Source organism: Vibrio tubiashii ATCC 19109, from assembly GCF_000772105.1.
Classification (GTDB): Bacteria; Pseudomonadota; Gammaproteobacteria; order Enterobacterales; family Vibrionaceae; genus Vibrio; species Vibrio tubiashii.
On record NZ_CP009354.1, the window covers coordinates 2,690,847 to 2,713,805 of the forward strand.

At 46.3% G+C, this 22,959-nt stretch carries 12 protein-coding genes and 2 tRNA genes; 5 read left to right on the forward strand and 9 right to left on the reverse strand.

What is annotated here, in order from left to right; genetic code table 11:
* Nucleotides 1-17 precede the first annotated feature (17 nt).
* Nucleotides 18-1,766, reverse strand: a complete 1,749-nt coding sequence (locus IX91_RS12270; RefSeq protein WP_004744986.1) for a diguanylate cyclase domain-containing protein — start codon at nucleotides 1,764-1,766, stop codon at nucleotides 18-20.
* A gap of 64 nt (nucleotides 1,767-1,830) precedes the next feature.
* Nucleotides 1,831-2,778 carry a TIGR01212 family radical SAM protein gene (locus IX91_RS12275; RefSeq protein WP_004744987.1) on the reverse strand — a complete coding sequence of 316 codons (948 nt, stop codon included), beginning with the start codon at nucleotides 2,776-2,778 and terminating at the stop codon, nucleotides 1,831-1,833.
* A gap of 532 nt (nucleotides 2,779-3,310) precedes the next feature.
* Here IX91_RS12275 and gltB (IX91_RS12280) point away from each other — a divergent pair.
* From gltB (IX91_RS12280) to IX91_RS12300, 5 genes are all read left to right on the forward strand, one after another.
* Nucleotides 3,311-7,858 carry a glutamate synthase large subunit gene (gene gltB, locus IX91_RS12280; RefSeq protein WP_004744988.1) on the forward strand — a complete coding sequence of 1,516 codons (4,548 nt, stop codon included), beginning with the start codon at nucleotides 3,311-3,313 and terminating at the stop codon, nucleotides 7,856-7,858.
* Nucleotides 7,858-9,327 carry a glutamate synthase subunit beta gene (locus IX91_RS12285; protein WP_004744989.1) on the forward strand — a complete coding sequence of 490 codons (1,470 nt, stop codon included), beginning with the start codon at nucleotides 7,858-7,860 and terminating at the stop codon, nucleotides 9,325-9,327. The genes gltB (IX91_RS12280) and IX91_RS12285 overlap by 1 nt, the downstream gene beginning before the upstream one ends.
* Before the next feature lie 429 nt (nucleotides 9,328-9,756).
* Complete coding sequence (gene gltB, locus IX91_RS12290) at nucleotides 9,757-14,220, forward strand: glutamate synthase large subunit (protein WP_004744991.1); 4,464 nt, start codon at nucleotides 9,757-9,759, stop codon at nucleotides 14,218-14,220.
* A gap of 21 nt (nucleotides 14,221-14,241) precedes the next feature.
* Nucleotides 14,242-15,654, forward strand: coding sequence for an FAD-dependent oxidoreductase (locus IX91_RS12295; RefSeq protein ID WP_004744992.1), 1,413 nt, complete (start codon nucleotides 14,242-14,244; stop codon nucleotides 15,652-15,654).
* 95 nt (nucleotides 15,655-15,749) lie between these two features.
* Nucleotides 15,750-16,178: a DUF1499 domain-containing protein gene (locus IX91_RS12300; RefSeq protein ID WP_004744993.1), complete on the forward strand. Its 429-nt coding sequence runs from the start codon at nucleotides 15,750-15,752 to the stop codon at nucleotides 16,176-16,178.
* 197 nt (nucleotides 16,179-16,375) lie between these two features.
* On the opposite strand, the gene truB is transcribed toward IX91_RS12300, so the two are convergent.
* The 7 genes from truB to IX91_RS12335 form a co-directional block, all read right to left on the reverse strand.
* Entirely contained in the window at nucleotides 16,376-17,323 is a 948-nt protein-coding gene (truB, locus tag IX91_RS12305) for a tRNA pseudouridine(55) synthase TruB (RefSeq protein WP_004744994.1), read from the reverse strand.
* Nucleotides 17,323-17,730, reverse strand: a complete 408-nt coding sequence (gene rbfA / locus IX91_RS12310; protein WP_004744995.1) for a 30S ribosome-binding factor RbfA — start codon at nucleotides 17,728-17,730, stop codon at nucleotides 17,323-17,325. The genes truB and rbfA overlap by 1 nt, the downstream gene beginning before the upstream one ends.
* Before the next feature lie 114 nt (nucleotides 17,731-17,844).
* Nucleotides 17,845-20,532 (reverse strand): translation initiation factor IF-2, encoded by a 2,688-nt coding sequence (infB, locus tag IX91_RS12315; RefSeq protein ID WP_004744996.1) that lies wholly within the window; start codon nucleotides 20,530-20,532, stop codon nucleotides 17,845-17,847.
* Nucleotides 20,533-20,553: 21 nt separating this feature from the next.
* Nucleotides 20,554-22,041, reverse strand: a complete 1,488-nt coding sequence (gene nusA, locus IX91_RS12320) for a transcription termination factor NusA (protein WP_004744997.1) — start codon at nucleotides 22,039-22,041, stop codon at nucleotides 20,554-20,556.
* Nucleotides 22,042-22,065: 24 nt separating this feature from the next.
* Nucleotides 22,066-22,521 (reverse strand): ribosome maturation factor RimP, encoded by a 456-nt coding sequence (gene rimP, locus IX91_RS12325; protein ID WP_004744998.1) that lies wholly within the window; start codon nucleotides 22,519-22,521, stop codon nucleotides 22,066-22,068.
* Nucleotides 22,522-22,742: 221 nt separating this feature from the next.
* Nucleotides 22,743-22,819: transfer RNA gene (locus tag IX91_RS12330), tRNA-Met, on the reverse strand.
* A gap of 56 nt (nucleotides 22,820-22,875) precedes the next feature.
* A tRNA-Leu gene (locus IX91_RS12335) sits at nucleotides 22,876-22,959 on the reverse strand.

Sequence of the window (22,959 nt, forward strand, 5' to 3'; positions counted from 1 at the left end):
CCTTAAATAAGAAAAGCTTAATTCTCGGATGTGTGATGCACACAGGTTTGGTTACGACCATCCGCTTTCGCTTGATACAATGCGCTGTCAGCCAAAGCGACGATTGAGTCGCTATGATCCAAACGTTGAGGAATGATGGATACCAAGCCAATACTTATCGTCACTAAATCAGAAACTTTTGAAGTGTGATGTTCAAGCGCTAAGTTTTTCACTTCCTCATGAACTTTTTCAGCCACCAGCAGCGCCCCTTCAACGGTTGTGTTTGGCAAAATAAAACCAAACTCTTCTCCTCCATAGCGCGCCACACAATCACTGGAGCGGGTCAATACTTTTCTAAACACTTCAGCCACTTTGATCAAAGCCTCATCACCACTTTGGTGTCCGTACGCATCGTTGTACTCTTTAAAGTAGTCGATATCACATAACATCACGCTTAAAGGTTGCTGCTCACGAATATGCAGGAACCACAATGTTTCTAGCTGCTCATCAAATCGACGTCGATTAGAAATTTGGGTTAAGCCATCAACAAAGCTTAGCCTTTCAAGCTCTTGGTTCGCCTCTTCTAGTTTTTGCTCGGCAAGGTAACGCTCGGAGACGTCACGCGCCATAACCAGCACACCATTGGTTCCCGATGCGGGATCTCTAAAAGGTGATTTCACGACGTCATACCAAATGCATTGCCCTGAACTACTAATTACTTGGTCGATATAACGTAGTGACTTACCTTCATACAACACTTTCTTATCTGTCTCAGAAAGACGAGCATAAGTTTCATTGGGAATCACATCTTGCAATCGCTTACCGATCAGCTCATCAACATCGGCGATGCCTAACGCTTTAACAAAAGGTGGGTTACACGCTTGATAAACCATATTCTCATTAAAAATCCCGATTGAGTCTGGGCTCGATTCTAGGATGTTCTGCAATATGGTATCTCTTTGTGCCAACGCCACTTCAGTGTCTTTACGCTTCTCCATTTCATCGCGGAGGTTTTGCTGCATATCGTGCCAATCCGTAACATCATGGCTAATACCCAAGGTGCCAATCTTTTCCCCATCTGAAGAGATCAATACCCTTTGGTAGCTTTCTAACAGACAGCTTCTTCCATCAGGATTGGTTGTCCAGCGGCGTTTACTGGCTCTTCCTTTAATTACACTTTGGATATCTGCAGCTCCTTCCTCTTCCCTGTTGTTCCAGAAACGTTGAAAGGCGCGATTACTGGAAATAATTTCACCTTGGTTGTTTTTGATAAACACCAATTCCGACAGATTATCGAATGCGCTTTTGATCATTGAAAGTGAGTCGACCTCGCGCTTCAGTTCAAGATCCGTCACTTGAGAGGGAGTAAAGTAGAGTAACCACATGGTTCGTCGACGGTAAGTGGTTTTACGACCGCTGACTTTTAACTTAATGATGCGGCTTTGTGAAATCGGCCAACTTAGTTTCTGCTCTTTGAAAACATTTTCGGAGATAGGAGAAAAGATAGAAAGGACGAATTGAGGTGTCACCATTTCAGGCAACAAATAACTCTTGCCCACTTTACGTACACCTAAGACTTTATTTGCTGCTACGTTGGCTAACTTAAGATCGCCAGTTTTACTGTCGACAATAATTAAGGCGGTAGGATTGTCTTTTAAAAGCTGAACTAAATGTGTTTGAGTGCGGTTATAAAAAAACACGACCGCAAGAATTGAGAGCAGAATGACAACAAGATCAAATCCATGCCCATGGGAGGTGTCCAACAACCAAACTAATACTTGCTCCATTCAGCTTCTCGAACCTATCTTTGACACGCTTTTTGTAAGTGTATAAAAGATATCAGCTTATTGCTTAATTATCAGCCTTTAATATTGGTTTTGTATATATAAAGGTTTGATTTAACAATGACCCTTGTGCACCTTGACGATTAAGTGCTCGGCCAATTTCTGTCATTGCTAACCAGCGATTCTCACACCAAAGCGGTGCGAGTAAAGTCGGCCTACGAGCAGCAGAAGAGACTCGATGATAAACCACCTCAGGGGGAGTCATGCGGATCATTTCACTCGCGATAGCGACATACTCTTCAAGCTCTGGCGCATCCAATTTACCCGCTTTCCACGCTTTAGCCATGGTGCTACCTTCAACGATGTGCAGCCCATGGAGCTTGATTCCATCGGTTCCCACGTCAAGCACCTTGTTCAGCGTCTCGATATTATCTTCACGCGTTTCTTTGGGCAATCCAACAATAAGGTGAGTACAAACTTTAATACCAAGCTCGCGCGCGCGCTGAGTAATTTCAGCATAACACTCAAAATCGTGACCGCGATTAATGCGTTTTAAAGTTTGGTTATTGGCGGTTTGCAGCCCAAGCTCAAGCCAGATCTCATATCCCTGCTCTACATAGCTAGAAAGTAATTCCAACACAGCATCTGGCACACAGTCAGGTCGAGTACCGACACAGAGCCCGACAATATCAGCCGCTTTAAGTGCTTCTTCATACATGCTCTTAAGCACCTGAACTTCAGCGTATGTACTGGTATAGGCTTGGAAATAGGCGAGATAGCGCTTGGCACGAACTATTTCTCCCGCCCTATCAGTTAACTGTTCATGAATGCTTTTGATCTGTGCCTCTTCGTCAGCAAAAGAAGCAACATTACAGAAAGTACAGCCGCCACGACCAATCGTCCCATCTCGATTTGGGCAACTAAATCCACCATGTAACGTGAGCTTATGGACTTTTTCTCCATAACGGCGCTGAAGGTCTTGCCCTATGGTGTTGACCAACTCGTGAAGCTGCATGACTAACCTCTTATTAGATCGAAATGAATCTCATTAAGATCTATGTAATTAAATTACAATTCTGAAAAAAATGGAGGAGGAAAGGTAGCGATTTCAAACAGGCGAAGCATTAATCAATATCAATAAACATGCAAAAATAACGTGCCTCAGCCAGATTGTTACGCAAAAGTTAAACATAATATTCATTTATAACCCAAAAAAAGTGGGCAACAGCATCGAGTTTTGATTGCATTTCATCCTTACTAAATTGTAGGATACTTACAGATTTCGCTGTTTTTTGTGATTTTACTTACATAAAAACTCGGTGAAACGTCGGTGTTATCCCACTCCCACCTATATAAATCACTAGATTGTGATACTAAAAAACGGGATTCCACCAAGGATTGTTTTTCTCGCAATATTTTTCTGCGAGATACGGAAAGGAATCAAAGTCGCCAACCTAGGCTGACTTCGAATCAAAACTATAAAGGACAGGACGTAGAACTAGTTTCGACTAGCACATTTGCGCCTACTGAACTGGAAGGATGTATCTATGGTAGATAGAGAGCAAAATGCCCAAGGTCTATATACTCCGGAACTGGAGCATGACGCTTGTGGTATCGGTTTTGTTGCTCACCTTAAAAACCGTAAATCACACGAAGTAGTTACTCAGGCACTGGATATGCTAGCCCGTATGGAACACCGCGGTGGTCAAGGTTGTGACCCATGTAGTGGTGACGGTGCAGGTATCTTATTGCAAAAGCCCCATGAATTTCTGTTAGAAGAAGCAGTAAAGCTTGGTATCAAGCTGCCTTCTTTTGAGAAATACGGTGTCGGTGTTGTACTTTTCCCTAAAGATGAACACAAACGCGCGCAATGTCGCGATATTTTAGAACGTAATGCAAAGCGTCTAGAGCTAGACGTTATTGGCTACCGCGTTCTACCGACTGACAACTCAATGATCGGTGCAGATCCTCTAAGCACCGAGCCTCAGTTTGAGCATGTATTTGTCTCAGGCGGTCCAGGTATCACACCTGAAGAACTAGAACGTAAACTTTACGTACTGCGAAACTACACAGTTCGCGTATGTCTGGAAAGCGTTTCTAACATTGGCGATGACTTCTACATCAACTCTATGTCTTACAAGACAGTGGTGTACAAGGGTCAGCTAACTACGGAACAAGTACCTCAGTACTTCCTAGATCTACAGAACCCAACCATGGTCAGCGCACTGGCACTGGTTCACTCTCGTTTCTCTACCAATACATTCCCGAAATGGCGTCTAGCACAGCCTTTCCGTTACATTGCTCACAACGGTGAAATCAACACAGTTCGCGGTAACCTGAACTGGATGAAAGCTCGTGAAGCAATCATTGAATCTGACCTGTTCACTCAGGCCGAGATCGACATGCTACTGCCTATCTGTCAGGAAGGTAGCTCGGATTCATCTAACTTCGATATGGCACTTGAGCTCCTAGTTCTATCTGGTCGCAGCCTGCCACATGCGCTAATGATGATGATCCCTGAAGCATGGCAAGAAAACAAAAACATGGATCCAACACGTCGCGCGTTCTATCAATACCACGCCAATGTGATGGAACCTTGGGATGGCCCAGCATCAGTCTGTTTCACCGACGGCGTACAAGTCGGTGCAACGCTTGACCGTAACGGTCTGCGCCCATCTCGCTACACAGTAACTAAAGATGACTTCCTAGTGATGGCTTCCGAATCTGGCGTAGTTGAGATTGAGCCAGAAAACGTTGAGTTCCGTGGTCGTCTTCAGCCAGGTCGTATCTTCGTTGCTGACCTAGAACAAGGTCGCATCATTTCTGATGAAGAAGTGAAAGATGGTATTGCGTCGGCGCAGCCTTACGAAAAGTGGGTTGAAGAAAACCTCCTGAGCTTGAAGAAGCTGCCTGATGCAAGCAACGAATTCAACCAACCATCGCCAGAGAAGCTACTGCACAAGCAACAAGCATTTGGCGTAAGTTCTGAAGAAGTTAACGAGATCATCGTACCGATGGCGAAAGATGGCAAAGAACCACTTTCTGCAATGGGTGCCGACTGGCCGCTAGCGATTCTTTCGCACCAGTCACAACATCTATCAAACTACTTTAAACAACTATTTGCTCAGGTAACTAACCCGCCAATCGACCCGATTCGTGAGCGCATGGTTATGTCTCTGAACACTTACCTAGGTAAAGATCAGAACCTACTCGCTGAGTCACCAGAACACTGTCAAAAAGTCGAGCTTGAGTCTCCGGTTCTTTCTAACTCTGAGCTTGAGAAACTACGTGCAATCGATAACGAGCACCTGCAAGCGAAGACACTAGACATCGTATTCCAAGCAAGCGAAGACGAAGGCAAGCTAGAGCGCGCACTTAAGCGTATCTGTCAGTATGCAGAAGATGCCGTCATCGATGGTTACTCAATCATCCTTCTGACAGACCGTGCGGTTAACTCTAACCACGCCGCAATTCCAGCTATGTTGGCGGTTGGCGCTGTTCACCACCACCTGATCCGTAAAGGTCTACGTGCCAAGTGTGACATCGTAGTTGAGACAGGTGATGCACGTGAAACGCACCACTTCGCAACACTCGTCGGTTACGGCGCTAATGCAATTAACCCATACCTAGTTATCGAGACTATGGTTGAGCTGCAGCGCACTAAGAAGCTTGATCCTGAAACCAATATTCGCGACCTCTTTGAGAACTACCGTAAGTCTATCAACGGTGGTCTACTGAAGATCTTCTCGAAGATGGGTATCTCGACGCTGCAGTCTTACCACGGTGCACAGATCTTCGAAGCACTAGGTATCAGCAAGTCCGTTGTCGATAAATACTTCACAGGTACGGTTTCACGCATCCAAGGTCTAACGATTGACGATATCGCAAAAGAAGTACTAGTGCGTCACCGCATTGGTTTCCCTACTCGTGAAATCCCAGTACAAGTGCTTGATGTGGGTGGTGTTTATCAGTGGAAACAGCGTGGTGAAAAACACCTGTTTAACCCTGAGACTATCTCACTGCTACAAGAATCAACGCGCAACAAAGACTACTCTCAGTTCAAGAAATACGCGAAAGCGGTAGACGACCAAGGCGATAACGCAGCAACACTGCGTAGCCAGCTAGACTTTGTTAAAAACCCAGCAGGTTCTATCCCGCTAGAAGAAGTTGAGCCAATCGAAAACATCCTTAAGCGTTTCGCAACAGGTGCAATGTCATTCGGCTCTATCTCGTACGAAGCACACTCAACACTGGCTGTTGCGATGAACCGCATTGGCGCGAAATCGAACTCGGGTGAAGGTGGTGAAGACCCAACTCGTTTCGAGCGTAAAGAGAACGGTGATTGGGAACGCTCAGCAATCAAACAGGTTGCTTCAGGCCGCTTCGGTGTAACTTCTTACTACCTCACTAACGCAGATGAGCTACAGATCAAGATGGCTCAAGGCGCGAAACCAGGTGAAGGTGGTCAGCTACCAGGTGATAAGGTTGATGACTGGATCGGTGCAACACGTCACTCGACTCCGGGTGTTGGTCTAATCTCACCACCGCCACACCACGATATCTACTCAATCGAAGATTTGGCTCAGCTAATCTACGACTTGAAGAACGCCAACCGCGCAGGTCGTGTCAACGTTAAGCTCGTTTCGGAAGCCGGTGTCGGTACCATCGCCTCAGGTGTAGCGAAAGCGAAAGCAGACGTTGTCCTGATCGCTGGTTTCGATGGCGGTACTGGTGCATCACCAATGTCGTCTATCCGACACACAGGTCTGCCTTGGGAACTTGGTCTAGCAGAAACGCACCAAACTCTCATCAAGAACGGTCTACGTAACCGTATCGTAGTTCAGTCTGATGGCCAGATGAAAACACCTCGCGACCTTGCAGTCGCAACGCTACTCGGTGCTGAAGAGTGGGGTGTGGCAACAGCAGCATTGGTTGTTGAAGGTTGTATCATGATGCGTAAGTGTCACAAGAACACCTGTCCTGTTGGTATCGCAACCCAGAACAAGACTCTACGTGAGCGCTTTGATGGCCGCGTAGAAGACGTAGTGACATTCTTCCAGTACATGGCTGAAGGTCTACGTGAAGTGATGGCTGAACTTGGCTACCGCACTATCGATGAGATGGTTGGTCAGTCGCACAAACTCAAAGTTCGTGAAGACATCAAACACTGGAAATACAAGAACCTAGACCTATCACCTGTGCTTCACATTGAGCAAGCACGTGAAGGCGATGGCATCTACAACCAAACAGAGCAAAACCACAACCTAGAAGAAGTTCTAGACCGTAAATTGATTCAAGCAGCTATCCCAGCCCTTGAAAAAGGCGAAGCAGTTAACGCTGAATTCCCTATTATCAATACGGATCGCTCTGCAGGTACCATGCTGTCGAACGAAATCTCTAAGGTTTACAAAGACACAGGTCTACCACAACCGATGAACGTCAAGTTCACAGGTTCTGCTGGTCAGTCATTCGGTGCCTTCCTAGCTAAGGGCGTGAAGTTTGAAGTGGAAGGTGATGCGAACGACTACTGGGGTAAAGGTTTATCTGGCGGTACGCTTGTGCTTTACCCTGACGCGAAGTCAACCATCGTTGCTGAAGACAACATCGTAGTGGGTAACGTTTGTTTCTACGGTGCAACATCAGGCGAGTCTTATATTCGCGGTATGGCAGGTGAACGTTTCTGTGTACGTAACTCAGGCGCGAAAGTGGTTGTTGAGGGTGTGGGTGACCACGGTTGTGAATACATGACAGGTGGTGTCGCAGTAATCCTTGGTTCAACAGGTCGCAACTTTGCAGCAGGTATGAGTGGCGGTGTCGCTTACGTTTGGGATAAGTCTGAAGACTTTGAAACTAAGCTCAACCCAGAACTTGTCGACCTCGATCCAATCGAAGCCGAAGATCGCGCATTACTGAAAGAGATGCTTACTAAGCATGTTGAGTTCACAGGAAGTGAAGTTGCTCAGTCTTTCCTAGACAACTTTGAAGCAAGCCTAGCCTCTATGGTTAAGGTGATGCCGCGTGACTACAAAGCGGTACTTCAAAAGCGTAAGGCTGAAGCAGAGCAAGCACAAACGGAACAGGCGGAGGCAGTATAATGGGTAAGCCTACTGGATTTTTAGAACATGGTCGCGAGCTTCCAAAGAAGCTCGACCCATCGGTTCGTATTGAAGACAACAAAGAGTTCGTTTTAAACGAAGAGTTTGGCGATAAGATCAATACTCAGGCTTCTCGTTGTATGGACTGTGGTGTTCCTTTCTGTCACAGCGGGTGTCCGATTGGCAACATCATTCCAGAATTTAACGATGCCGTTTATCGTGATAGTTGGGAAGAAGCGTGGAACATTCTAAGTTCTACCAATAACTTCCCTGAGTTTACAGGTCGTGTCTGCCCTTCTCCGTGTGAAAGTGCATGTGTACTTGGTATCAACCAAGATCCAATCACTATCTGTAACATCGAGAAAACCATTGTAGAAACTGCGTACCGTGAAGGGTACGCAAAACCTAAAACGCCTCGTTCTCGTACAGGTAAAACTATTGCAATCATAGGTTCTGGGCCTGCGGGCCTTGCAGCCGCTGAGCAGCTCAATAGTGCCGGTCACTCAGTGACAGTATTTGAGCGTGACGAGAAAGTCGGTGGTCTACTACGCTTCGGTATTCCTGATTTCAAATTGGGCATGGATGTGATTGATCGTAAGATCAACCTAATGGCTGAAGCGGGCGTTGAATTCAAAGTAAACCAACACATCGGTGTTGATGTAAATGCTCAGCAATTACGCCAAGAATATGATGTCGTGCTACTAACAGGTGGTTCAACGGTTCCACGCGATCTCCCGGTTCCTGGTCGTGAGCTGAAAGGCGTTCATTTCGCAATGGAATTCCTAGGCCAAAACAACCGCCGTGCCAACGATATGGATCTTAAAGGTGAAGAAATTCACGCCAAAGACAAACATGTTGTGGTTATCGGTGGTGGTGATACGGGTTCTGACTGTGTTGGTACCTCTAATCGCCATAAAGCCGCGAGCGTTACTCAGGTTGAGATTATGCCGATCCCACCAGAAAAACGCCCTGCGAACATGCCTTGGCCTCAATACCCAATGATCATGAAAACAACCACTTCTCACGAAGAAGGTTGTGATCGCCACTGGAACATCCTGACTAAAGAGTTCATCGGTAACGATGAAGGTCAGGTAACAGGTCTACGCATAGCTGATATCGTATGGAAAGATGCAGCGCCAGGCGAGCGCCCTACTTTTGAAGAAGTAGCAAACTCGGAGCGTGTTATCCCATGTGATATGGCCTTCCTAGCAATGGGCTTCTTACACCCAGAACCAACAGGTGTGCTTGCTCAACTTGATATCAAACTTGATGAGCGTGGTAACGTAGCAACTGAAGGCTTTGCAACTAACCAGAAAGGTGTCTTTGCAGCCGGTGATATGCGTACTGGCCAGTCTCTGGTGGTACGTTGCATCAATGAGGGACGTGAATGTGCAATTGCGATTGATGATTACCTAATGGGTAATTCTAATCTTGAAGCAAAAGCTGACTCACTGATGCTCTCAGCATAATGATTAGCCACCTAAGAAGCTCATTTAGTAGATTCTAGGTGGTTAAGCATAAACAATCATTCCTTCCAAACTTTTCCGATTGACCAGTACATTGTGCTGGTCTTTTTTATTTTTCCAAAACACCCTTTGTTGCAAAATTGTAACAATAAAAACCTTAAGCTTCTGAATTATATAGGTTATTACAGCGTATTCAGTGGTAAATCGCATATTGACGTGATATTCCACCAAGAACTTGACCTTTTTTACAATAACCTATACGTTGTGAAGTCGATGAAAATGAATTCGTCCAATTTTGTTAAATATTTTAAGAACATTTACTGCATATCTATCCGATATATAACAATTAGAACGCATAGTTAGTCATACATACCAACCCTTTTGATGTTGGTAGTTCTGTCGGGATGACAGAGAAGCAAAGGGAGAATTGCAATGGCTTTATATGATCCTCGTCTTGAAAAAGACAACTGTGGATTTGGCTTGATTGCACATATGGAAGGTGAGCCAAGCCATAAACTGGTACGCACCGCAATTTCAGCACTTGACCGCATGACCCACCGTGGTGGTATCGCCGCAGACGGTAAAACGGGTGATGGCTGTGGTCTTTTATTACAAAAGCCCGACTCATATCTTCGTCTTATCGCTGAAGAAAATGGTTTCAACCTCGGCAAACAATATGCCGTTGGTATGATTTTTTTTAATCAAGACCCTCTTAAAACTCAACAAGCTAAAGACATTATTAATCAAGAGCTTGCAAAAGAGACATTGACCGTCTCAGGTTGGCGAGAAGTGCCGACCAACTCGGCAGTGTTAGGCCCAATTGCGGCTGATTCACTGCCCAATATTCAGCAAGTTTTTATCTCAGCACCTGCCGGGTGGCGTGAGCGCGACATTGAACGACGCCTGTATATCGCTCGCCGCCGAATTGAAAAACAGATCGTTGACGATAACGAGTTTTATATTTGTAGCTTATCGACTCAAGTCATGGTGTACAAAGGTCTGTGTATGCCCGCAGACTTACCTAGGTTCTACTTAGACCTCGCCGATCTACGAATGGAATCAGCTATCTGCCTGTTCCACCAGCGTTTTTCGACTAACACTCAACCGCGTTGGCCTCTGGCTCAGCCATTCAGGTATCTCGCCCATAATGGTGAGATCAATACGATTCAAGGCAATAGGCAGTGGGCGCGAGCGCGTGCTTATAAATTTGCTTCGCCGCTCCTACCCGACCTGCAAACGGCCGCACCTTTCGTCAATGAAACGGGATCAGATTCATCAAGCTTAGATAATATGCTCGACCTGTTCTTAGCCGGGGGCATGGATATCTTCCGCGCTATGCGTATGCTCGTTCCACCAGCGTGGCAAAACCACCCGGATATGGACCCAGATCTACGCGCCTTCTACGACTTCAACTCGAAACATATGGAACCGTGGGACGGCCCAGCGGGGATCGTACTGTCCGATGGCCGATATGCGGCATGTAACTTAGATAGAAATGGCCTGCGCCCTGCTCGTTATGTGATCACTAAAGACAAGCTGATCACTCTTGCATCAGAAGTTGGTATTTGGGATTACGCACCGGATGAAGTCGCGGAAAAAGGCCGCGTAGGCCCCGGTGAACTGCTCGTAGTGGATACTCGCCAAGGCAAGCTATGGCAATCAAGCGAAATTGATAATGATCTTAAAGGTCGCCATCCATATAAAGAGTGGATGGATAGCAATGTTCATAAACTTACACCATTCTCGCAGTTGGCAGAGGATCAGGTTGGGGAACGTAGCTTTGACGATGACCAACTCAAGACCTACCAAAAACAGTTTGCGATGAGCAACGAGGAAGTCGATCAGGTCCTTCGTGTTCTGGGTGATATGGGACAAGAAGCCGTTGGCTCAATGGGTGATGACACGCCAATGGCAGTGCTCTCTTCCAAAGAACGCCTTGTCACTGACTACTTCCGTCAAAAATTCGCTCAAGTGACCAACCCACCAATCGATCCATTGCGTGAAAAACACGTCATGTCACTTGCAACCAGTATTGGTCAGGAGATGAATGTCTTCTGTGAAACCGATGGTCACGCCCACCGAGTTACCTTTGATTCTCCTGTTCTGCTTTACTCAGATATGAAGCAGTTGCTTGAGCTAAACGATCAACATTATGGCAACTCAGTACTGGATATTAACTACGATCCTCAAGAGAAAGATCTCGAAAAGGCCATCTTAGATCTTTGTGTTCAAGCCGAGCAGGCGGTAAAAGAAGGCTCTGTGCTCGTGGTTCTTTCTGACCGAGCATTACGCAAAGGCATGTTACCTATCCCAGCCGCGATGGCAGTTGGCGCAGTGCAAAGCCGCTTGATAGAAGCTAACTTACGCTGTGACGCTAACATCATTGCCGAAACAGGAACGGTGCGTGATCCGCATCAATTTGCGGTTCTGCTCGGCTTCGGAGCAACCGCGGTTTACCCGTATCTCGCCTATGAAGCCTTAGGCAAAGTGATTGACGATGGTGCGATCGATAAGAGCTATCGCGAAGTGATGCAGAACTACCAGTACGGCATCAACAAAGGCCTGTACAAGATTATGTCTAAGATGGGCATTTCAACGGTCGCTTCATACCGTTGTTCGCAGTTGTTTGAAGCTGTCGGCCTAAGTCAGGAAGTCGTCGAACTGTGCTTTAATGGTGTTACAACCCGAATTCAAGGTGCAAACTTTGAAGACTTTGAGCAAGACCTATATAACCTTTCTCGCAAAGCTTGGGCGAAGCGTAAACCTATCGAACATGGTGGGCTACTCAAATATGTCCATGGTGGTGAGTACCACGCCTACAACCCAGATGTTGTAGGAACATTGCAAACCGCAGTTAAGTCCGGTGACTCTTCCGACTATAAGAGTTTTGCCAAACAGGTCAATGATCGCCCTGTCGCGATGCTGCGTGACCTAATGCAGTTGAAAAAGTCTGATTCCCCGCTACCACTGGAACAGATCGAACCAAGCACTGAACTGTTCAAACGATTTGATTCAGCAGCGATGTCTATCGGCGCTTTAAGCCCTGAGGCTCATGAAGCACTGGCAGCCGCCATGAACCGACTGGGTGGCTACTCAAACTCAGGTGAAGGTGGTGAAGATCCACGCCGTTTTGGTACTGAACGTAACTCTCGTATCAAGCAGATTGCCTCAGGACGTTTTGGTGTAACACCTCACTACTTAACTAATGCTGATGTCTTGCAAATCAAGGTCGCACAAGGGGCGAAGCCCGGTGAAGGCGGTCAATTGCCGGGGCATAAGGTCACGGCTGAAATCGCTAAACTTCGTTATTCAGTGCAAGGGGTAACCCTTATCTCCCCTCCTCCTCATCACGATATCTATTCGATTGAGGATTTGGCTCAGCTTATTTTCGACCTTAAGCAGGTCAATCCGAGTGCACTGGTATCGGTGAAATTGGTTTCAGAACCTGGTGTCGGCACTATCGCAACAGGGGTTGCCAAGGCTTACGCCGATCTGATTACCATTTCTGGCTATGACGGCGGTACGGCAGCAAGCCCACTCACCTCAGTAAAATATGCAGGTAGCCCTTGGGAACTCGGCCTTGCCGAAACTCAACAGGCTCTAGTTACCAATGGTCTTCGCCACAAGATTCGCCTCCAAGTTGATGGTGGCTTGAAAACTGGCTTAGATGTAGTCAAAGCGGCAATTCTTGGTGCAGAAAGCTTCGGTTTTGGTACCGCTCCAATGGTCGCGATGGGTTGTAAGTTCTTACGTATTTGTCACTTAAATAACTGTGCGACAGGCGTTGCTACGCAAGATGACACCTTACGTAAAGAATACTTCAAAGGTCTACCTGAGATGGTGATGAACTACTTTGTCGGTCTTGCTGATGAAGTGCGCGAGCTGTTAGCGGAACTCGGTGTTGAAAAGCTAACTGATCTCATTGGTCGTACCGATCTACTTGAAGCAGTAGAAGGAATGACAGCCAAACAGAGCAAGCTCGATCTATCTAGTATCCTTGAAGCACCAGTGTCACCACAAAACCATCCGCTGTATTGGACCGAGCCAAACGCTCCATTTGATAAAGCAGAACTCAACCAAAAGATCGTCGAAGATACCTTAGCAGCTGTAGAAGCCAAGCAAGGGGCAGACCTCTTCTATAACGTCATTAACACTGACCGTTCAATTGGTGCTCGTCTTTCTGGTGAAATCGCCAAACGCTATGGTAACCAAGGTATGGCTGCCACACCGATTAAACTCCATCTCGATGGTACGGCAGGTCAGTCATTTGGCGTCTGGAATGCGGGCGGTGTTGAACTCTATCTGACGGGTGATGCTAATGACTATGTCGGTAAAGGCATGGCTGGCGGTAAGATTGTTATCAAGCCGCACCAAGGTACCGCCTTTAGATGTAATGAGGCGACCATCATAGGCAACACCTGTTTGTATGGCGCAACAGGCGGCAAGCTATTTGCCGCAGGTACTGCAGGCGAGCGCTTCGGAGTACGTAATTCTGGCACCATCTCTGTGATTGAAGGCGCTGGCGATAATGCTTGTGAATACATGACAGGCGGTATTGTTGCCATTCTTGGGGCGACTGGCGTGAACTTTGGCGCAGGTATGACTGGCGGCTTTGCCTACGTCTTGGATGAAAACGACGACTTCCAAGGTCGCGTGAACCAAGAATCGGTAGAGGCAGTTGCCCTTTCTGAACTCTATATTCATCAGGAACATTTACGTGGCTTAATTGCAGAACACTTAGAAGAGACAGGATCTGCTCACGCAGAAAATATCTTAGCGAACTTTGATGAATGGATTCCAAAGTTCTACTTAGTGAAACCTCAAGCAGCAGACTTAAACACCCTGCTAGGCCATCAAAGCCGCAGTGCCGCAGAACTGCGCGTTCAAGTCCAATAATTCATGGAGGATGTTTGAATCATGAGTCAGAACGTATACCAATTCATCGACGTACAACGCGTAGATCCTGCAAAAAAGCCAATTAAAACTCGTAAGATTGAGTTCGTCGAAATTTATGAACCCTTTACTAAGCAGCAAGCCACAGCGCAAGCGGATCGCTGCTTAGATTGTGGTAACCCTTACTGTGAATGGAAATGTCCTGTTCACAACTATATCCCTCAATGGCTAAAGCTTGCCAATGAAGGACGCATCTTAGAAGCCGTTGAGCTTTCTCACCAAACTAACAGCTTGCCTGAAGTGTGCGGTCGAGTATGTCCTCAAGATAGGCTGTGTGAAGGTTCTTGTACCTTAAGCGACGACTTTGGTGCCGTGACAATTGGTAATATTGAAAAGTACATTACCGATAAAGCGTTTGAGATGGGCTGGAAACCAGACATGTCTAAAGTAGAGTGGACAGATAAGAAGGTTGCCATTATCGGTGCAGGGCCAGCGGGCCTTGCTGCGGCAGACATCTTAGTTCGTAACGGCGTCAAGCCAGTTGTTTTCGACCGCTACCCTGAAATCGGTGGTCTACTCACTTTCGGTATTCCGTCGTTTAAGTTGGAAAAAGGGGTGATGGAAAATCGCCGTCGAGTCTTTAGCGAAATGGGCGTCGAGTTCAAGCTCAACATTGAGGTGGGGAAAGACATCCAAATGCAGGAGCTTGTCGATGAGTATGATGCGGTCTTCCTTGGCGTAGGCACCTACAAGAATATGCGTGCGGGTCTAGACAACGAGGATGCTCCAGGTGTGTATGATGCTCTACCTTTCTTAGTATCAAATACCTATAAGGTAATGAACTTGGAAGATGACCAGCCATTTATTGATATGGCAGGGCAAAAAGTGGTCGTCCTTGGTGGTGGTGATACCGCAATGGACTGTGTACGTACATCGATTCGTCAAGGTGCTGATAACGTCATTTGTGCTTACCGCCGTGATGAAGCCAACATGCCGGGCTCTCGTCGTGAGGTAAAAAATGCCAAAGAAGAAGGGGTAAACTTTATGTTTAACCTTCAGCCACTAGGACTTGAAATCGACACTTCAGGCAAAGTCAGCGGTGTCAAAGTGGTCAAAACGGCATTGGGTGAACCAGATGAAGCGGGGCGCCGTCGCCCTGAACCTGTAGAAGGCAGTGAACATGTATTGGAAGCCGATGCCGTTATCATGGCGTTTGGTTTCCAACCCCACCAGATGAGTTGGCTTGAACCATATGGCGTAGAACTCGATCAATGGGGACGTATCAAAGCACCATCTGATCAAGAGTTTATGTTCCAGACGAGCAACAAGAAAATCTTTGCCGGAGGAGATGCCGTTCGAGGGTCTGATCTTGTTGTCACTGCGATTGATGAAGGACGTAAAGCTGCTGAAGGCATACTTGATTACCTTGAGGTATAGCCTTAGCTCAACTCACAAAAGGATCCATTAATTGGATCCTTTTTTTATTTAAAACATATAATTGAATTCAATTAGAGTAAGACAAGGTATTCAAAATGAAGAACGCTGCTCTCCTTTCAATCACCCTATTGGGTTTAACCGCTTGTAGCCAAGGAGTTCAAGAAATGCAAGATCGTACAGCTTCACCTTGCGGTGACAAACCTAACTGCGTTTCAACACAAGACACTCGACCAGAGCATAAACTCGCCCCGTTTGAACTCAATGACGGCGTGACCTTAGATCAGATCGAAGCTGTAGTACTAAAAGAGCCAAGAACCAAAACTGCGGAAAAAAGCGCTGATTATTTACGAGTAGAATTTACCAGTAAGATCATGCGTTTCGTCGATGATTTGGAATTAAGAATAGAAGGGAATAGTCTGATTGTTCGCTCTGAGTCTCGCACCGGTCACTCTGATTTTGGCGTTAACCGCAAACGCGCTGACACACTGAGAGCCGCACTGACTGAGGCTAAGCTGGTTAAGTAGCCTCTTACACTAGTGTCCAGGCTCCTTTGCCAAGGCTTGAGATTTCGACGCCTTGGCAAACCTTACAACAGGGTAACAACTGGATGAGATGAACTTTGTTGCTATTGCGGCCATGTATACGCGGACATTACTCTACACTGGCATAAAAAAACCGAAGCATTGAGCTTCGGTTTAATGTATTCAGTAACGATAGTCTGTTACTCAGCTTCTTCGCGGAAGACAACTAGGCGCTTTGGTGCCACCTTGCCATCATCATTCACTTCAGCAACACCAATGAACAGCTTCTCTTCACCGGAAGTCATACGCAGCGGTGTGCCTTCTGGTGCACCAAACACTTGTACTGGCATGCCGTGTTGAACCAAGTTGGTCAGTTCAGCATTAAGATTTACTTCTGGTAAATCTTCTACCGCGGTATCCATTGGTAACAACAGCGGATCAAGTAGCTCTTTTGGTGCGATTTCATCACGATGTGCTTGCTCTAACAGCTCGTTAAGTTGCTCTAGAGTCACCATTTTCTCGTATGGATATTTAGCAACCCCAGTACGACGAAGCATAGTAACATGAGCACCACAGCCTAGCATCTCACCAAGATCATCAACGATAGTGCGGATGTAAGTGCCTTTAGAACAATGGACTTCCATCTCGACTTCATCACCTTCAAAGCGATGCAGGACGATTTCATAAACCGTAATTTTGCGTGATTCACGCGGCACTTCAATACCTTTTCGTGCATACTCATACAAAGGCTTACCTTGGTATTTCAATGCCGAAAACATCGAAGGCACTTGATCAGATTCACCACGGAACTTATCAATGCAGGCTTCAAGCTTGTCGAGAGAAACGTCTACCGGGCGAGTCTCAACCACTTCACCATCAGAATCCGAAGTATCCGTGCGTTCACCTAACTTGGCGATCACTCGGTAGCGTTTATCAGAATCCAACAAGAACTGAGAAAACTTGGTGGCTTCACCAAGACAGATTGGCAGCATACCTGTCGCTAGGGGATCCAGAGCACCGGTATGACCTGCTTTCTCTGCAAAGTAAATGCGTTTTACTTTCTGCAGTGCATCATTAGATGAAATGCCTGTTGGCTTGTCTAAAAGGACAACACCATTAATTGGACGACCTTTACGACGACGAGCCATTACTCTTCACCTGTCTGATCTTCTTCACGGCCAGCGTCATGCTGTTTACGCTTATCTTCGTTAACTACCTCTGACACTAGGTTTGACATACGCATACCCTCGACAAGTGTATTGTCGTAGTGGAAACGTACTTCAGGTGTTAGACGTAGGCGAATGCGTTTGCCTAGCATCATACGGATATGGACTTCATGCTCACGTAGTGCTTCTAGGCAAGACTCTGGCGTTTGCTCACCAACACATAGGAAAGTAACGAAAACTTTCGCGTATGCTAAATCACGTGACACTTCCACATCAGAAATCGTCACCATGCCTAGGCGAGAATCACGAACTTCGCGTTGAAGGATCATTGCGAGTTCTTTTTGCAGCTGCTGTGCAACACGCTGCGTGCGGCTAAATTCTTTTGACATATCTTTTCTCTTATTAGAAAGAATGGGGGGATGGATAAATTCCAGCCCCCCATGGCGTATTCAACAACCAATTACTGCTTATCTATCAATAAGTAAGCCAGCAATGTTAGTCAATTAGTCTAGAGTACGTTTAACTTCAACGATTTCAAAGACTTCGATTTGGTCACCAACGCGAACATCATTGTAGTTCTTAACGCCGATACCACATTCGTAGCCGTTCTTAACTTCTTGTACGTCATCTTTAAAGCGACGTAGTGACTCTAGTTCACCTTCGTAGATAACAACGTTATCACGTAGTACACGGATTGGGTTGTTACGCTTGATGATACCTTCAGTAACCATACAACCTGCGATTGCGCCCAGTTTCGGTGACTTAAATACGTCACGAACTTCAGCAAGACCAATGATCTCTTGCTTGAATTCTGGAGCAAGCATACCGCCCATTGCTTGTTTCACTTCATCAATCAATTGGTAAATGATTGAGTAGTAACGAAGGTCTAGGTTTTCGTTTTCAACAGTACGACGAGCAGTTGCATCAGCACGTACGTTGAAGCCTAGGATGATAGCGTTAGAAGCTGCTGCTAGTACGGCATCAGTTTCAGTAATACCACCAACACCAGAACCTACGATGTTCACTTTCACTTCATCAGTTGAAAGTTTAAGTAGCGAGTCAGAGATTGCTTCCACAGAGCCCTGTACGTCAGCTTTAAGAACAACGTTTAGTTCAGCAACTTCACCAGCAGCCATGTTAGAGAACATGTTCTCTAGTTTCGCTTTCTGCTGACGAGCCAGTTTCACTTCACGGAATTTACCTTGACGGTAGTTCGCTACTTCACGTGCTTTACGCTCATCACGTACTACTGTTGCTTCATCACCTGAAGCAGGTACACCAGAAAGACCTAGGATCTCTACTGGGATAGAAGGACCAGCAGTAGTCACTTCTTGGCCGTTCTCATCGCGCATTGCACGAACACGGCCGTACTCTTGACCACAAAGAACGATATCGCCTTTGTTTAGCGTACCAGATTGAACAAGTACAGTAGCAACTGGACCGCGGCCTTTATCTAGGCGAGATTCAACAACCACACCAGACGCCATGCCTTCTTCAACCGCTGTAAGTTCAAGAACTTCAGATTGTAGAAGGATAGTTTCTAGCAGGCCTTCGATGTTTGTACCCTGTTTTGCAGAGATGTGAACGAACATGTTCTCACCGCCCCACTCCTCAGGAATAACGTCGTACTGAGCTAGCTCATTCTTAACGTTATCTGGGTTCGCGTCTTCTTTATCGATCTTGTTCACAGCAACAATCAGAGGAACGCCAGCTGCTTTCGCGTGTTGGATCGCTTCGATTGTTTGTGGCATTACGCCATCATCTGCTGCTACTACTAGAACAACGATATCTGTCGCTTGAGCACCACGAGCACGCATTGCTGTAAACGCCGCGTGTCCAGGAGTATCAAGGAAAGTGATCATGCCGTTGTCAGTTTCAACGTGGTAAGCACCAATGTGCTGTGTAATACCACCGGCTTCACCCGATGCAACGTGTGCTTTACGGATGTAGTCAAGCGTAGACGTTTTACCGTGGTCAACGTGACCCATGATAGTAACAACAGGAGCACGAGGAACTGCTTCAGCGTTGTTATCACGATCTGATAGTACCGCTTCTTCTAGCTCGTTCTCTTTACGCAGGATTACCTTGTGACCCATCTCTTCAGCAACAAGCTGTGCTGTTTCTTGGTCGATAACCTGGTTGATAGTCGCCATTGCGCCCATCTTCATCATTACTTTGATAACTTCCGTGCCTTTCACTGACATTTTGCTTGCCAGTTCAGAAACCACGATAGTTTCGCCGATTACAACATCAGCTTTAGCAACTGTTGCTGTCTTATCGAAACCTTGCTGCATTGAAGTTGGTTTAGCTAGCTTACCTTTGTTGCGGTTTCTGCCGCCACGCTGGTTACGGCCACCACGATTTTGGTCATCGTTGTTAGAAGCTTTTTTCTTCTTCTTACGACGGCCACCTTCTTCTTTACGGTCAGCCGCATCTTCAGCTTCACGAGCGTAAGTAGAAGTAGTTACATGGTAGTCAGAGTTTTCAAGCTCTTTCTTCTTCTTCTCTTCTTCAGTCCAACGAGCTTCATTTTCTTCAGCAAGTTTACGAGCTTCTTCAACAAGCTTAGCTGCTTCTTGTTCCGCTTTACGTTGGGCTTCTTCTTCCTGACGACGCTTCAGCTCGTCAGCTTCTTTCTTCGCTTGCGTATTAGCTTCCGCATTTTTTGCATTCATGTCTTTCTTAGCCTTATCAGCTTGGGCGCGTTTAGCCTTATCTTCAGCGTCGCGTTTTGCATCCGCTTCTTGCTTCGCTTTCTCTTCGGCCTCGCGTTTTGCTTTCTCTGCAGCTTCACGTTTCGCTTGCTCTTCAGCCTCACGCTTCGCAAGCTCTTCAGCTTCACGCTTTGCTGCTTCCTCAGCCTCGCGTTTCGCGTCGTCTTCGATAATGCTGCGCTTCACATAAGTGCGCTTCTTACGCACTTCTACTTGAACATCCTTACTCTTGCCACCACCAGCGTTAACGCTTAGTGTGCTGCGAGTTTTACGCTGTAGCGTTAAGCGAGTTGGCTCCGCGTCACCTGAAGTGTCGCCGTGCTCTTTCTTAAGGTGAGTCAAAAGTTTCTGCTTTTCTTCATCAGTAACTTGATCACTACTCGCTTTCTTCATACCAGCGTCAGCAAGTTGTTCAACCAAGCGGTCCACTGGTGTACCAATTTCTTCACTCAGTGCCTTAACAGTAATTTGTGTCATCCGCTTTCTCCTTGCTGAAAATTATTCGTCGTCGCCGAACCAACAAATGTTACGAGCTGCCATAATTAGCTCACCCGCACGTTCTTCGGTTAGACCTTCAATACCTTCGATATCATCGATACCCTGATCAGCAAGGTCTTCTAGTGTTGCAACACCTTTAGCTGCCAGTTTAAATGCCATCTCGCGCTCTAGACCTTCTAGACCAAGTAGGTCTTCAGCAGGCTCAACACCTTCGAAAGATTCTTCTTGTGCAAGAGCAAGAGTCGTTAGTGCATTCTTAGCACGACTGCGTAGTTCTTCGACTAGATCTTCATCTAGACCGTCAACTTCAAGAAGCTCGTTTACAGGTACGTAAGCCACTTCTTCTAGAGTAGAGAAACCTTCTTCAACAAGCAGTTGAGCAAAGTCTTCTTCGATGTCTAGGTGCTTCATGAAGCTTTCGATTGCAGCTTGAGATTCTTCAGCGTGTTTCTTGTGAAGATCTTCAACTGTCATTACGTTTAGTTCCCAACCAGTTAGTTGAGATGCAAGACGTACGTTTTGACCGTTACGGCCGATAGCTTGTGCTAGGTTGTCTGCTTCAACAGCGATGTCCATTGCGTTTGCGTCTTCATCAACGATGATAGAAGCAACATCAGCAGGTGCCATTGCGTTGATAACAAATTGCGCTGGGTTATCGTCCCAAAGAACGATATCGATACGCTCACCACCAAGCTCGCCAGAAACAGCTTGTACACGTGCACCACGCATACCAACACACGCACCAACTGGGTCGATACGCTTGTCGTTAGTTTTAACCGCAATTTTCGCGCGAGAACCAGGATCGCGAGCTGCACCTTTAAGTTCGATGATCTCTTCAGCGATTTCAGGTACTTCTACACGGAATAGCTCTGCTAGCATTTCAGGCTTAGAGCGAGTTACGAATAGCTGGAAGCCACGTGCTTCTGGCGCCACTTTGTAAAGTAGGCCACGAACACGGTCGCCTGGACGGAAGTTTTCACGAGGTAGTTGGTCGTCACGTAGGATGACCGCTTCTGCATTGTTACCTAGGTCTAGTACCACTGTTTCACGGTTAACTTTCTTAACCACGCCAGTCACTAGCTCACCTTCGTTGTCGATGAACTGTTCTACGATTTGCGCGCGCTCAGCTTCACGTACTTTCTGTACGATAACTTGCTTAGCCGTTTGAGTCGTAATACGGTCAAACGTTACTGATTCGATGTCGTCTTCAACGTAATCACCTAGGTCCAGCTCTTCGTTTTCGAATTTCGCTGCTTCTAGAGAGATTTCTTTGGTTGGGCTCTCAACTTCTTCAACAATCAACCAACGGCGGAATGTTTCAAACTCGCCAGTTTTACGGTCAATTTCAACACGAACATCAATTTCCATTTCGTGCTTCTTCTTGGTAGAAGTAGCTAGAGCAATTTCTAGGGCTTCAAAGATACGCTCACGAGGTACCGCTTTCTCGTTCGATACCGCTTCTACTACCGCTAAAATTTCTTTACTCATTTTAAATAGCCTCTAAGACTTTAATTAAAATTTAGGGATCAGGTTAGCTTTTGAAATGTTGCTTAGGGCAAACTCTTCTTCGTTACCTTCAACAGTAACTGAGATAGTTTCACCATCTACTGAGTGGATTACACCTTTCCACTTACGACGGTTGCCTACAGCCATCTTCAAAACGATGCTTACCTCGTGACCAATAAACTGTTCATAGTGTGCAGCTTTGAATAGTGGTCTTTCTAAACCTGGTGAAGACACTTCAAGGTTGTAAGCCACTGTGATTGGATCTTCAACGTCCATTACCGCGCTAACCTGGCGGCTAACTTCAGCACAATCTTCAACATTAATACCATTCTCGTGATCGATGAAGATACGTAATGTTGAGTGTTCACCTGCGCGAACAAATTCTAATCCAACTAACTCATAACCTGATGCCGCTACAGGAGCTTCAAGCATTTCAGTAAGTTGTCTTTCTAAACCAGTCATTTAAACCACTCCAGAAACAAAAAAAGGGCTCAGAGCCCAATTTAAATTCCAAGCAAAGCTCTAAATTCTCAATGAGAAAATTTAGATAACAAAAAACCCCGAAAAGTCGGGGTTTTTTGTTGCTGGACCCTGATACGTTAAGTGATATCGATGCCACTTAACTCGCAATATCGCTATTGCGCAAACTTGCCACATCCACTCTCTATAGAAGAGAAGGGATTTGGTTGCGGGGGCCGGATTTGAACCGACGACCTTCGGGTTATGAGCCCGACGAGCTACCAAGCTGCTCCACCCCGCGTCCGACTTGTCGAGCATTATACGCTCTCCAAGGTGTTTTACAAGTTTGTAAATCAATGGTGCCGAGAGAGGGACTCGAACCCTCACACCTAAGGCACTAGCACCTCATGCTAGCGTGTCTACCAATTTCACCATCTCGGC